Annotated in this window: 3 protein-coding genes; 2 read left to right on the top strand and 1 reads right to left on the bottom strand. The window is 65.3% G+C overall.

What is annotated here, in order from left to right:
* Positions 1-150 precede the first annotated feature (150 nt).
* Positions 151-702 (bottom strand): RNA polymerase factor sigma-70, encoded by a 552-nt coding sequence (locus tag ACO77H_RS18060; protein ID WP_029298131.1) that lies wholly within the window; start codon positions 700-702, stop codon positions 151-153.
* A gap of 312 nt (positions 703-1,014) precedes the next feature.
* Here ACO77H_RS18060 and ACO77H_RS18055 point away from each other — a divergent pair, with 312 nt between their 5' ends.
* Both ACO77H_RS18055 and ACO77H_RS18050 read left to right on the top strand, forming a co-directional pair.
* A complete protein-coding gene (locus ACO77H_RS18055) occupies positions 1,015-1,773 on the top strand; it encodes a thioesterase II family protein (RefSeq protein WP_169952550.1) in 759 nt (252 codons plus the stop codon).
* A 70-nt stretch (positions 1,774-1,843) separates the two neighbouring features.
* Positions 1,844-14,788, top strand: coding sequence for a non-ribosomal peptide synthetase (locus ACO77H_RS18050; RefSeq protein ID WP_432754390.1), 12,945 nt, complete (start codon positions 1,844-1,846; stop codon positions 14,786-14,788).
* Positions 14,789-14,844: the final 56 nt, after the last annotated feature.

Genomic DNA, 14,844 nt, shown 5'->3' with positions numbered 1-14,844 from the left:
TGGAGGCGGGCTTGTCGGATCGCCGCATCGCCGCGAAGACGTCGGCCCAGCAAACATTGATGTTGCCTGACCCACTGCTTTCGCGGCGATGCGGCGATCCGACAAGCCCGCTCCCACACAAGCTCACCCCTCATTGCATTTGCCCGGTGGTTAGACCCGTCGGGCAAAGGTATCGCTATGGGTTCCCGACACCTTGCGGCAGTGCACCAGCGCATCGCGGATCATAAAGTTGACCAGGGTCGGCGACACGCCCAGTTCCTTGGCAATGTCCTTCTGCGGCACGCCATGCAGGCGGTACATCTCGAACGCGTAGCGCGTGCGCTGGGGCAGTTCGGTCAGGGCGTCGGCGATGTTTTCCAGGGTGGAAAAATTGATGTGCGAGGTTTCCGGTGAAGCGCCATGAATAACCACATTCAAGCCTTCCTCTTCCGTCCCGGAATATTTCAGTTCCAGGGCCTGTTTACGGTAGTGGTCGATAGCCAGGTTGCGCACGATCTGGAACAGATAACTCAGCTGCGCCTTGAACGATGAGGTGATCTGCGGCGCCGATTGCAGTCTGAAGTAGGCGTCCTGCACTACGTCTTCGGCGCGGGAACGGCAGCCGGTAATGCGCGCCGCGATCTTGACCAGGATCAGCCGGTTATCGACAAACGCCTGGAGTAACGGTGAATCGCACCTGCTTGTGGATACTTGTTCCGTCATGGAAATCACCTTGCTGCAAATGAGGTTAGTGGAGGGCATCCCTGCTGAGGCCTCCTACACATCGGGCAACAAATTATTCTTAATGATAATGATTGTCAAATGAGAAGTGGAACTAATCTTATACCGAAATGCAAACTGTGAGGTGCATCTCTTTGTGTGCGGGCCCCGGCCTGCAGACTAATTATTTTGCCGTGCCATCCGTTCTCATTGGTGACAGGCCAGCCAACACGCCGGCCATGGATTTGCACCCGGAGGACGACGACATGCGTTTGTATCGCGAGAACCCAGCGTTCCAGGCAGGGGTGGTCTGAGATGAGCACGTCGACCCGCTTGCGCCTGTTTTGCCTGCCCTATTCGGGCGCCAGCGCCATGTTCTACAGCCGCTGGCGCCGGGCGTTGCCCGAGTGGTTGCAGGTGTGCCCGCTGGAGTTGCCAGGGCGTGGCATGCGCATGGACGAACCCTTGCAGCGCGATATCAAGGCGCTCGCCGCGCAATTGGCCGGCGAGATCAGCGCCGAACTCGATGGCCCCTATGCCTTGTTCGGCCACAGCCTCGGTGGCCTGCTGGCGTTCGAACTGGCCCACGCCCTGCGCGAACGCGGCCTGCCTGCGCCGCTGGCGTTGTTTGCCTCGGCCACCGCCGGCCCGGCGCGCCGGGATGTCAGTGAATATGCCGAGGAAAAAGACGACACCCAACTGATCGAGCGCCTGCGCACGCTCAAGGGCACCCCCGAGGACGCCCTGGCCAACCGCGAGTTGATGCAGCTGACATTGCCGATCCTGCGCGCCGACTTCCTCTTGTGCGGCAGCTTCCAGTACGGCGAGCGCGAGCCGCTGTCGATGCCGATCCATGTATTTGGTGGCAAGCAGGATGACGTGCGCGCCGACGAATTGCTCGACTGGCAGGAAGACACTGCCAGCGGTTTCTCCCTGGACATGTTCGAGGGGCACCACTTCTTCCTGGTGCAGCAGCAAAGCTCGCTGCTGCGCTGCGTGCGGCGCTACGCCGACGAACATTTGACCCGCTGGCGCCATGGCGCTGCACGGCGGGCGGCCCTGGCGACCGGCTGAACACGCCGCCACACGCCCACGCCCTCTATCCCCGATTTCCCCGTAAGCCGATTTCAGGCAGGAACCCCTCATGATGGACGCCTTCGAACTTCCCCGTACCCTGGTCCAGTCCCTCCAGCGCCGTGCCGCGCAGACGCCGGACCAGGTGGCCCTGCGCTTCCTGGCCGAGTCCGCCGACGACACCGTGGTGCTCAGCTACCGTGACCTGGACCTGCGCGCCCGCACCATCGCCGCCGCCTTGCAGGCCTCGGCCGGCCCGGGCGAGCGTGCGGTGCTGCTGTTCCCCAGCGGCCCGGACTATGTCGCGGCGTTCTTTGGTTGCCTGTACGCCGGGGTGATCGCGGTGCCGGCTTATCCGCCGGAGTCCACCCGCCGTCATCACCAGGAGCGGTTGCTGTCGATCATCGCCGATGCCGAGCCAACCCTGTTGCTGACCAGCAGCGGCTTGCGCGACGCCCTGGGGCAGATCCAGGCAGCGCCGCCGTTGCTCTGCGTGGATGAACTGCACAGCGAACTCGCTGCCGATTGGGTTGCGCCACACCTGCAGGACGACGATATCGCCTTCCTGCAATACACCTCCGGCTCCACCGCCTTGCCCAAAGGCGTGCAAGTCAGCCACGGCAACCTGGTGGCCAACGAAGTACTGATCCGTCGCGGCTTTGGCATCGACCTCAACCCCGATGACGTGATTGTCAGCTGGCTGCCGCTGTACCACGACATGGGCTTGATTGGCGGCCTGTTGCAACCGATCTTCAGTGGCGTGCCGTGTGTGTTGATGTCGCCCGCATACTTCCTTGGCCGGCCCTTGCGCTGGCTGGAAGCGATCAGCCAATACCGCGGGACCATCAGCGGCGGCCCGGATTTCGCCTACCGCCTGTGCAGCGAGCGGGTCAGCGACTCGGCCCTCGAGCGCCTCGACCTGAGCCATTGGCGCGTGGCCTATTCCGGTTCCGAGCCGATCCGCCTGGACACCCTGGAACGCTTCGCCGAGAAATTCGCCCGGTGTGGCTTTACCCCCAGCAACTTCTTTGCCTCCTATGGCCTGGCCGAGGCGACTCTGTTTGTCGCCGGTGGTACCCGTGGCCATGGCATCCCGGCCTTGCGCCTGGACGAACAGGCGCTGGCCGCCAACCGGGCGGAGCCTGGGCAGGGCAGTGCGATCATGAGCTGCGGCAGCAGCCAGCCCGAACATGGGGTGCTGATCGTCGAGCCCCATACCCTGGCCGAACTGGCCGACAACTGCGTCGGCGAAATCTGGGCCACCGGCCCGAGCATTGCCCACGGTTACTGGCGCAACCCCGAAGCCACCGCCAAGACGTTCGTGCAGCACGCCGGTCGCACCTGGTTGCGTACCGGTGACCTGGGCTTTATGCGCGGCGGCGAGGTGTTTATCACCGGGCGCCTGAAAGACCTGCTGATCGTGCGCGGGCACAACCTGTACCCCCAGGACATCGAGCAAACCGTCGAGCGCGAAGTGGAAGTGGTGCGTAAGGGCCGTGTCGCCGCGTTTGCGGTGAATGACCAGGGCCTGGAAGGCATCGGCATCGCCGCAGAAATCAGCCGCAGCGTGCAGAAAATCCTGCCGCCCGAGGCCCTGGTCAAAGCCATTCGCCAGGCCGTGGCCGAGGCCTATCAAGAAGCGCCGTGCGTGGTGGTGCTGCTCAATCCCGGCGCTTTGCCGAAAACCTCCAGTGGCAAGGTCCAGCGCTCGGCCTGCCGCACCCGCTTGGCCGATGGCAGCCTCGACAGCTACGCGCAGTTCCCTGGCCAGGCCGTGCAGGCGGGTGATGAGGCGCTTGCGTCGGGGTTGCAACAGCAGATCGCCGCGATCTGGTGCGAACAGTTGCAGGTCGCACAAGTGGCGGCCGATGATCACTTCTTCTTGCTCGGCGGTAACTCCATCAGCGCCACCCAGGTAGTCGCCCGCCTGCGCGAGACCCTGGGCCTGGAACTCAATTTGCGCCTGCTGTTCGAGGCGCCGGTGCTGGCTGATTTCGCCGCCAGCGTCGGCCAATTGCAACAGGACGGTGGCGTGGCCCAAGGCGCAATCAGCGCTTTGTCACGCCAGCAGGATATGCCGCAATCCCTGGCGCAGAACCGCCTGTGGATCACCTGGCAATTGGACCCGCACAGCAGCGCCTACACCATCCCCGGTGCCCTGCGCCTGCGCGGCGAGCTGGACGAAGACGCGCTGCACGCAAGCTTCGCGCAATTGATCCAGCGCCATGAGGCGCTGCGCACACGTTTCTATGAGCGCGACGGCCAGGCCATGCAGTGTGTCGATGCCCAGCGCGAGTTTGCCGTGCAAGTCATCGACCTGCGCGACTTGCCCGTGGCCGAGCGTGAAGCCCGCGCCGCGCAGATCCGCGAGGACGAGGCGCGCACCCAGTTCGACCTGGAACAGGGTCCGCTGCTGTGGGTCACCCTGTTGCGCCTGGACGATGAAGATCACCAGTTGCTGGTGACCCTGCACCACATCATTGCGGACGGCTGGTCGCTGAATGTACTGCTCGACGAATTCTCGCGCCTCTACGCCGCCGCGTCCCAGGGCCAGGCCCTCGAGCTGCCGGCCCTGGCCGTGCAGTACGCCGACTACGGCAGCTGGCAGCGCCAATGGCTGGCCGAAGGCGAGGGCCAGCGACAGTTGGCCTACTGGCAGCAGCAACTGTCGCACGACCATCCCACCCTGAGCCTGGCCACCGACCACCCGCGCTCGGCCCAGCACCGACGCAGCGCTTCACGCTACAGCGTGCGCCTGGACGCGAGCCTCGGCGCAGCCATCCGCCAGACCGCCCAGGCCCACCAGGCCACGCCATTCGTGCTGTTGCTGGCGGCGTTCCAGAGCCTGTTGCACCGCTACAGCGGCCAGCGCGATATCCGTATCGGCGTGCCCAACGCCAACCGGGGGCGCCATGAAACCCAGGGCCTGATCGGCTTCTTTATCAATACCCTGGTGATGCGCGCCGAAGTGGATGGGCGCCTGCCGTTCAGCGAGCTGCTGGCGGCCACCCGCCTGGCAGCCACCGAGGCCCAGGCCCATCAGGACTTGCCCTTCGAACAACTGCTGGAAGCCTTCCCGCAAGCCCGTGAGCAAGGCCTGTTCCAGGTGATGTTCAACCATCAGCAGCGTGATCTCGGCGCCTTGCGCCGCCTGCCGGGCCTGCTGGCCGAAGAACTGCCATGGCACAGCCGCGAAGCCAAGTTCGACCTGCAACTGCACAGCGAAGAAGACCGCAATGGGCGCCTGAGCCTGTCGTTCGACTACGCTGACGAACTGTTCGACGCCAGCACCATCGCGCGTCTGGCCACGCATTTCGTCAACCTGTTGCAGGCGGTCTGCGCGCAACCGCAGCAGGCCGTGGGCGACCTGGCACTGTTGCAGGCCGACGAACACGCCGAGCAACGCCATTGGAGCGAGGCACCCTGCGCGCCGGCGCAGTGCCTGGTGCCGGAGCAATTCAACCAGCACACCGACGAGCGCACCGCCCTGGTCTGGCACGGCGCCAGCCTGACCTTTGGCCAACTGCACACCCAGGCCAACCGCCTGGCCCATTACCTGCGTGACAAAGGCGTCGGCCCGGACGTGTGCGTGGCGATTGCCGCCGAGCGCTCGCCGCAATTGCTGATTGGCTTGCTGGCGATCCTCAAGGCCGGCGGCGCCTATGTGCCGCTGGACCCGGACTACCCAGCCGACCGCCTGGCCTACATGCTGGCCGACAGCGGCGTGCAATTGCTGCTGACCCAGACCCACCTGCTGCACCAGTTGCCGGTGGCCGCGGGCGTGTCGGTGATCGCCATGGACAGCCTCAAGCTCGACAGTTGGCCGACCCAGGCGCCGGGCCTGCATCTCAATGCCGACAACCTCGCCTATGTGATCTACACCTCCGGCTCCACCGGCCAGCCCAAGGGCGTGGGCAATACCCATGGGGCCCTGGCGGAGCGTTTGCAGTGGATGCAGGCCACCTACCAGTTGGATGAACGCGATGTGCTGATGCAAAAGGCGCCGATCAGTTTCGACGTGTCGGTATGGGAATGCTTCTGGCCGCTGATCATTGGTTGCCGCCTGGTCCTGGCCGGCCCCGGCGAACATCGTGACCCCCATCGGATTGCGCAACTGGTCCAGGAACATGGGGTGACTACCCTGCATTTTGTGCCGCCCCTGTTGCAGCTGTTTGTCGATGAGCCGCTGGCGGCCGAGTGCACCAGCCTGCGCCGGGTATTCTCCGGTGGCGAAGCCTTGCCCGCCCAATTGCGCAATCGCCTCCTGGCGCTACTGCCGGCGGTGCAGTTGCACAACCGCTATGGGCCTACCGAAACCGCGATCAACGTCACCCATTGGCACTGCCAGCGTGCCGATGGCGAACGCTCGCCGATTGGCCGCCCCTTGGGCAATGTGATTTGCCGGGTGCTGGACGAGCAATTCAACCTGCTGCCCGCAGGTGTGCCGGGTGAGCTGTGCATTGGCGGCATCGGCCTGGCGCGCGGTTATCTGGGGCGTGCAGGGCTGACCGCCGAACGGTTTGTCGCCGACCCACTGGGCGCGGCCGGCGCACGTCTGTACCGCACCGGCGACCGCGTGCGCTGGGCGGCCGACGGGGTACTGGAGTACCTCGGGCGCCTGGATCAGCAGGTCAAGCTGCGCGGGTTTCGGGTCGAACCGGAAGAAATCGAGGCGCGGTTGCTGGCCCAGGACGGTATCGCCCAGGCGCTGGTGCTGATCCGCGACACCGCCGGCGGTGCGCAGTTGATCGGTTACTACACGGCCAGCGGCGAGTTGGATGAGCCGGACGTGAAAGCCGCCCTGGCCGCCGAATTGCCGGAGTACATGGTGCCGGCGCAACTGATCCGCCTCGACGTCATGCCCCTGAGCCCCAGCGGTAAAGTGGACCGCCGTGCCTTGCCGGAACCGGTGTGGCAGGTGCGTGAACATGTGGAGCCGCAAACCGCCCTGGAACAGCAGATCGCTGCGATCTGGCGCCAGGTCCTGGGCCTGCCGCGCATCGGCCTGCGCGACGACTTCTTTGCCCTTGGCGGCCATTCGCTGCTGGCCACGCAGATCATCTCCCGCACACGCCAGGCCTGTGATGTGGAGCTGGCGCTGCGCACCTTGTTCGAAGCCAGTGAGCTGGGGGATTTTGTCGAGCAGGTGCGGCTGATCCAGGCCAGCGGCCAACGCAACCAGCAGACCGCGATTGGCAAGGTGGACCGCCGCCAGGCGGTGCCGTTGTCCTATTCCCAGCAGCGCATGTGGTTCCTCTGGCAAATGGAGCCGGAAAGCCCGGCCTATAACGTCGGCGGCATGGCGCGTTTGCGCGGGGTGCTGGATGTGGGGCGTTTCGAGGCGGCGTTGCAAGCCCTGATCATGCGCCACGAAACCCTGCGCACGACCTTCCCAAGTGTCAATGGCGTGGCCCAGCAGAAAGTCGCCGCGCAAAGCAGCGTGCGCATGAGCTGGCAGGACTTTTCGGCACTGCACGAGGCTGAGCGTCAACAGCGCTTGCAGCAACTGGCCGATCAGGAAGCTCACAGCCCATTCAACCTGGAAACCGGGCCGTTGTTGCGCGCCTGCCTGGTCAAGGCGGGCGAGCAGGAGCACTACCTGGTGCTGACCCTGCACCATATCGTCACCGAAGGCTGGGCCATGGACATCTTTGCCCGTGAACTCAGCGCGCTCTACGAAGCCTTTATCGATGAGCGCGAATCGCCCCTTGAGCCGTTGCCGGTGCAGTACCTGGACTACAGCGTGTGGCAGCGCCAATGGCTGGAGGCCGGCGAGCGCCAGCGCCAGCTCGATTACTGGACCACGCAGTTGGGCAACGAGCATCCGCTACTGGAACTGCCCGCCGACCGGCCACGCCCGGCGGTGCAAAGTCACCAGGGCGAGCTGTACCGCTTTGACCTTGGCGATGAACTCGCCGCCAAGGTGCGCGCCTTCAATGCCGAGCATGGCCTGACCCTGTTCATGACCATGACCGCGACCCTGGCGACGCTGCTTTACCGCTACAGTGGCCAGACCGACTTGCGCATCGGTGCGCCGGTGGCCAACCGCATCCGCCCGGAAAGCGAAGGGCTGATCGGTGCGTTCCTCAACACCCAGGTACTGCGTTGCCAGCTCGACGGGCAGATGCGTGTCGCTGAGTTGTTTGAGCACGTGCGTCACACCGTGATCGAAGGCCAGTCCCATCAGGACCTGCCGTTCGACCACCTGGTGGAAGCCCTGCAACCGCCGCGCAGTGCTGCGTATAACCCGCTGTTCCAGGTGATGTGCAACGTGCAGCGCTGGGAGTTCCAGCAAAGCCGGCAATTGGCCGGGATGACGGTCGAATACCTGGCCAACGACGCGCGTGCCACCAAGTTCGACCTCAACCTGGAAGTCACCGACCTCGACCATCGCCTGGGTTGCTGCCTGACCTACAGCACCGACCTGTTCGACGAGCCGCGCATTGCGCGCATGGCCGCCCATTGGTGCAACCTGCTGGAGGCGCTGATCGCCGATCCGCAACAGCGCCTGAGCGAGCTACCGCTGCTGCAAGTCGATGAACAGCGCGCCCTGCAAGACAGCCTCGGCATCGAGGCCGGCGAGCATCGTCTCGACCAGTGCATCCATCATCTGTTCAGCGCCCAGGTGCAAGCCCGTCCGGATGCGCCTGCGCTGACGTTCGCCGGCCACACCCTCAGCTACCGCGAGCTGGACAGCCGCGCCAATCGCCTGGCCTGGATGCTGCGCGAGCGTGGGGTGGGCCCGCAGGTGCGGGTCGGCCTGGCGCTGCCGCGGTCCCTGGAAATGGTCATTGGCCTGCTGGCGATCCTCAAGGCTGGTGGCGCCTATGTGCCGCTGGACCCGGAATACCCGCTGGACCGCCTGCACTACATGATCGAAGACAGCGGCATCGGCCTGTTGCTCAGCGATGCGGCGATGTTCGAGGCCCTCGGCGAGTTGCCCGCCAGCGTCAGTTGCTGGTGCCTGGAAGATGACCTGCCGGTGCTCGCCAACTACCCGGCCAGCGACCTGCCGGCGATCAGCCTGGCGCAGCATCAGGCGTACCTGATCTACACCTCCGGTTCCACCGGCAAGCCCAAGGGCGTGGTGGTGTCCCACGGTGAAATCGCCATGCATTGCCAGGCGGTGATCGAGCGCTTTGGCATGCGCCCCGACGATTGCGAGCTGCACTTCTATTCGATCAACTTCGACGCCGCCACCGAGCGCCTGCTGGTGCCGTTGCTCAGTGGCGCGCAGGTGGTGTTGCGCGCCCAGGGTCAATGGGATGCCGAAGAAATCTGCGGGCTGATCCGTGAGCATCGCATCAATATCCTCGGCTTCACCCCAAGCTATGGCAGCCAGTTGGCGCAGTGGCTGGCCACGCAAAACCAGACGCTACCGGTGCGCATGTGCATCACCGGCGGCGAGGCGCTGACTGGCGAACACCTGCAGCGCATCCGCGCGGCGTTCCAGCCGGCGCTGTTCTTCAATGCCTATGGGCCGACCGAAACGGTGGTCATGCCCCTGGCCAGCCTGGCCCCCGAGGTGCTGGAGGAGGGCGCCGCCAGTGTGCCGATCGGCAGCATCATCGGCGCGCGGGTTGCCTACATCCTGGATGCCGACCTGGCGCTGGTGCCCCAAGGCGCGACTGGCGAGCTGTACGTGGGCGGCGCTGGCCTGGCCCAGGGTTATCACCAGCGTGCGGGCATGACCGCCGAACGTTTTGTGGCCGACCCGTATGCCGATGGCGGGCGGCTCTACCGCACGGGCGACCTGGTGCGCCAACGCGCCGATGGCCTGGTGGAGTACCTGGGGCGGATCGACCATCAGGTGAAAATCCGTGGTTTTCGCATCGAGCTGGGCGAAATCGAAACCCGCCTGCTTGAGCATGAAGCGGTCCGTGAGGCGGTGGTCCTGGCCCTGGATGCGCCGAGTGGCAAGCAACTGGCGGCGTACCTGATCAGCGATGCCAGCGACCACACCGCCTTGCGCGAGGCACTCAAGACCCACCTCAAGGCGCAACTGCCGGACTACATGGTGCCCGCGCACCTGATGGTGCTCGACAGCATGCCGCTGACCGCCAACGGCAAGCTCGACCGCCGCGCCTTGCCGCAACCGGACCCCGAGGCCAATCGGCAAGCGTACGTGGCGCCGAGTAGTGAGCTGGAGCTGAGCCTCGCCGCGATCTGGTGTGCGGTGCTCAACGTGCAGCAGGTCGGGCTGCACGATAACTTCTTCGAGCTGGGTGGCGATTCGATCCTGTCGATCCAGGTGGTCAGCCGGGCGCGGCAGGCGGGGATTCACTTCAGCCCCCGCGACCTGTTCCAGCACCAGACCGTGCAGGCCCTGGCCGCAGTGGCCACGCGCAGTGAGCAGATCACTGCCGAGCAAGGTGTGTTGACTGGCCCCTCGGGCATGACGCCGATCCAGCAGTGGTTCTTTGACAGCGAGATCCCGGCGCGTCATCACTGGAACCAGGCCTTGGTGCTGGCGCCGGTGCAGGCCCTCGATCCCCGTCGCCTGGAGCAGGCACTGTTGGCCGTGCTGGAACACCACGACGCCTTGCGCCTGAGTTTCACCCAACGCGACGCGCAATGGCATGCCGAGCATCTGGCCGTGCCGCAAGGCGGCGTGTTGTGGCTGGCCCAGGTGACGGATATGCAGCAGTGCGAGGCGCTGTTCGCCGATGCCCAGCGCAGCCTCGATCTGGAGCATGGCCCGCTGCTGCGCGCCTTGCTGGTGGACGGGCCGATTGGTCAGCAACGCTTGCTGATCGCGATCCATCACCTGGTGGTGGACGGCGTGTCCTGGCGCGTCTTGCTTGAAGACCTGCAAAACGTCTATCGCCAATTGGGCGACGGCCAGGCGGTCAGCCTGCCGGCCAAGACCAGTGCCGTGCGCGACTGGGCCGCCCGTTTGCAGGCCTATGCCAGCAGCGAATCCCTGCGCGAAGAACTGAGCCTATGGCAGCAACAGTTGGCCGGCCCGCCGGTTGCGTTGCCGGTGGACCGGGCGCACGGCAGCCTGCGCAATCGCGACGCCGAGACGGTCAGCGTGCGCCTGGATGCCGAGCGCACCCGGCAGTTGCTGCAGCAGGCGCCGAGCGCCTATCGCACCCAGGTCAACGACCTGCTGCTGACGGCATTGGCCCGCGTGCTGTGCCGCTGGAGCGGGCATGCATCGACCCTGATCCAGCTGGAAGGCCATGGCCGCGAAGCGCTGTTCGACGAAATCGACCTGACCCGCAGTGTGGGTTGGTTCACCAGCGCTTACCCGCTGCGCCTGACCCCAGTGGATATCGAGGAGGCCAGCGGGCAGGGTGCGTCGATCAAGGCGATCAAGGAGCAACTGCGTGCGGTGCCCCACAAGGGCCTGGGCTATGGCGTGCTGCGCTACCTGGCCGACAGCACTTGTCGCCAGGCCATGGCGGCGTTGCCGAGCGCTTCGATTACGTTCAACTACCTCGGGCAGTTCGACCAGAGCTTCGACAGCCAGGCGCTGTTCCACCCGCTGGACGTATCTGCCGGCCCGGCCCATGACCCGGCCGCACCGCTGCCCAACGCCTTGAGTGTGGACAGCCAGGTGTACGGCGGCGAACTGGTGCTGCGCTGGACCTTCAGCCGCGAGCGCCACGACCACCAGACCATCAGCGAACTGGCCGATGCCTACCTGGGCGAGTTGCACAGCCTGATCGCCCATTGCCTGCGTGACGATGCCGGTGGCCTGACGCCGTCCGACTTCCCCCTGGCGCACCTGACCCAGGCGCAGCTGGATGCGTTGCCGGTGCCGGCCAGCGCCATCGAGGACGTGTACCCGCTGACGCCCATGCAGGAAGGCCTGCTGTTGCATACCCTGCTGGAGCCGGGCACCGGCCTCTATTACATGCAGGATCGCTACCGCATCAACAGCGAGCTCAACCCCGAGCGTTTTGCCCTGGCCTGGAAGGCCGTGATCGCCCGGCATGAAGCCTTGCGTGCGTCGTTCTGCTGGAACGTCGGCGAAGATATGTTGCAGGTGATCCACAAGCCCGGCAGCACGCCGATCGAGTACCTGGACTGGACCGGCACCCCGGCCGAGCAACAGGAGCCACGCCTGCAAGCCCTGCTGAAAAGCGAGCGCGAGGCCGGTTTCGATCTGCTCAACCAGGCGCCGTTCCACCTGCGCCTGATCCGCGTCGGCGAGGCTCGCTACTGGTTCATGATGAGCAACCACCACATCCTGATCGATGCCTGGTGCCGCTCGTTGCTGATGAACGACTTCTTCGATATCTACACCGCCCTGGGTGAGGGCCGCGAGGCACAACTGGCCGCGCCGCCGCGCTATCGCGACTATATTGCCTGGCTGCAACGCCAGAACCTGGCCGAGGCGCGGCAGTGGTGGCAGCAGAACCTGCAAGGGTTTGAGCGCACCACACCGATCCCCAGCGACCGGCCATTCTTGCGGGAACACGCCGGCCATAGCGGCGGCATGGTGGTGGGGGACTGCTATACCCGCCTGGATGAGCGCGATGGGGCGCAATTGCGCGAGTTGGCCCAGGCTCATCAACTGACCGTCAATACCTTCGCCCAGGCGGCGTGGGCCTTGGTGCTGCGGCGCTTGAGCGGCGAGCGTGACGTGCTGTTCGGCGTCACCGTGGCCGGGCGCCCGGTGGACATGCCGCACATGCAGCGCACGGTTGGCCTGTTTATCAACAGCATCGCCCTGCGGGTCAAGTTGCCCGAGGACGATCAGCCGTGCAGCGTGCGCCAGTGGTTGAGTGGCTTGCTCGACAGCAATATGCAACTGCGCGAATACGAGTACCTGCCGCTGGTGACTATCCAGGAGCACAGCGAACTGCCCAAGGGCCAGCCGCTGTTCGACAGCCTGTTCGTGTTTGAAAACGCTCCGGTGGAAGTCTCGGTGCTGGACCGCGCGCAAAGCCTCAACGCGACCTCGGACTCGGGCCGCACCCACACCAACTTCCCGCTGACGGCGGTGTGCTACCCGGGCGATGACCTGGGCTTGCACTTGTCCTATGACCAGCGTTATTTCGATCAAAGCACCGTGCAAGGCATGCTCGCCGAGTTCAAGCGCCTGCTGCTGGCGTTGGTGCAGGGCTTCCATGGCGATATGGCCGACCTGCCGCTGATTGGCGCGCAGGAGCGTGAGTTCCTGGTGGACGCTTGCAACCAGAGCGCCCATGACTACCCGCTTGAGCGCAGCTACGTCGAACTGTTCGAGGCGCAGGTGGCGCAGCATCCGCAGCGCATTGCCGCCAGTTGCCTGGACCGGCAGTGGACCTATGCCGAGCTGAACCAGCGCAGCAATCGCCTGGGCCATGCCCTGGTCGCGGCGGGTGTCGGCCTCGACCAGCCGGTGGCGCTGCTGGCCGAGCGTGGCCTGGATCTGTTGGGCATGATCATCGGCAGCTTCAAGGCCGGTGCCGGTTACTTGCCGCTGGATCCCGGGCTGCCGAGCCAGCGCTTGAGCCGGATCATCGACCTGAGCCGCACGCCGTTGCTGGTGTGTACTGCGGCCTGCCGCGAGCAGGCGCAGGCGTTGCTCGAGGATTTTGCCTGTGGTGCGCGGCCGAAGTTGCTGGTGTGGGAGGAGTTGGCAGGTGTCGACAGCAATCCTGGGATCTACAGCGCCCCGGACAACCTCGCCTACGTGATCTACACCTCCGGCTCCACCGGGCTGCCCAAGGGCGTGATGGTCGAGCAGCGCGGCATGCTCAACAACCAATTGAGCAAGGTGCCGTACCTGCATCTGAGCGAGCAGGATGTGATCGCCCAGACCGCCTCGCAAAGCTTTGATATCTCCGTGTGGCAGTTCCTTGCCGCGCCCTTGTTTGGCGCGCGGGTGGATATCGTGCCCAACACCATTGCCCATGACCCGCAGGGCTTGCTGGCGCATGTGCAGGCCCAGGGCATCACGGTGCTGGAAAGCGTGCCGTCGCTGATTCAGGGCATGCTCGCCCAGGACCACATCAGCCTGGACGGCCTGCGCTGGATGCTGCCGACCGGCGAGGCGATGTTGCCGGCGCTGGCGCACCAATGGCTGCTGCGTTATCCGGACATCGGCCTGGTCAACGCCTACGGCCCGGCGGAATGCTCGGATGACGTAGCGTTCTTCCATGTCGACCTGGCCTCGACCCGTGGCACCTACCTGCCGATTGGCACGCCGACCGACAACAACCGTTTGTACTTGCTCGACGGCGCGCTGGAGCTGGTGCCGCAAGGGGCGGTGGGCGAGCTGTGCGTGGCGGGCACCGGGGTCGGGCGCGGTTATGTCAGCGATCCGCTGCGCACCGCCCAAGTGTTTGTGCCGGATCCGTTTGGCGCGCCGGGGGAACGGCTGTACCGCAGCGGCGACCTGGCGCGGCGGCGCAGCGATGGGGTGCTGGAGTACGTCGGGCGTATCGACCATCAGGTGAAGATTCGCGGCTACCGCATCGAACTGGGTGAAATCGAGGCGCGCCTGCATGAGCAGCCCGAGGTGCGCGATGCGGCGGTGGGCGTGCAGGAGGGGGTCAATGGCAAACACCTGGTGGGTTACCTGGTGGCGAGTGATGCCAGCCTTAACCCTGGCGAGCGCCTGGACCGCATCAAGCAGCGCCTGCGCAGCGAACTGCCGGAGTACATGGTGCCGTTGCACTGGCTATGGCTGGAGCGCCTGCCCCTGAACGCTAACGGCAAGCTCGACCGCAAGGCCCTGCCGGCCCTGGAGATTGGCCAGTTGCACAGCCAGGACTACCTCGCGCCGCGCAGCGAACTGGAGCAGACCCTGGCCACGATCTGGGCCCAGGTGCTGAAGGTCGAGCAGGTGGGCGTGCTGGATAACTTCTTCGAGCTGGGTGGGCACTCGCTGCTGGCCACGCAAATCGCCTCGCGGGTGCAGAAGAGCCTGCAACGGGATGTACCGCTGCGGGCGATGTTCGAATGCAGCACGGTGGCAGAACTGGCGACGTACATCGAGGGTTTGGCGGCCCATGACATCAGCGCCGGCACAGTGGACCGGCTGAGTGATTTGATGGCTGAGCTGGAGGGGCTTTAAGCCGGCAAAGGCGGCGCCCGCAGATGCAGCGGGCGGTCCGCCGTTGGTCGGTTATG

Origin of the sequence: Pseudomonas sp. WMBT8 (genome assembly GCF_050916005.1) — a bacterium.
Classification (GTDB): Bacteria; Pseudomonadota; Gammaproteobacteria; order Pseudomonadales; family Pseudomonadaceae; genus Aquipseudomonas.
The sequence above is the reverse complement of the archived record's forward strand: the minus strand, read 5'-3'. Positions and strand labels throughout refer to the sequence as shown.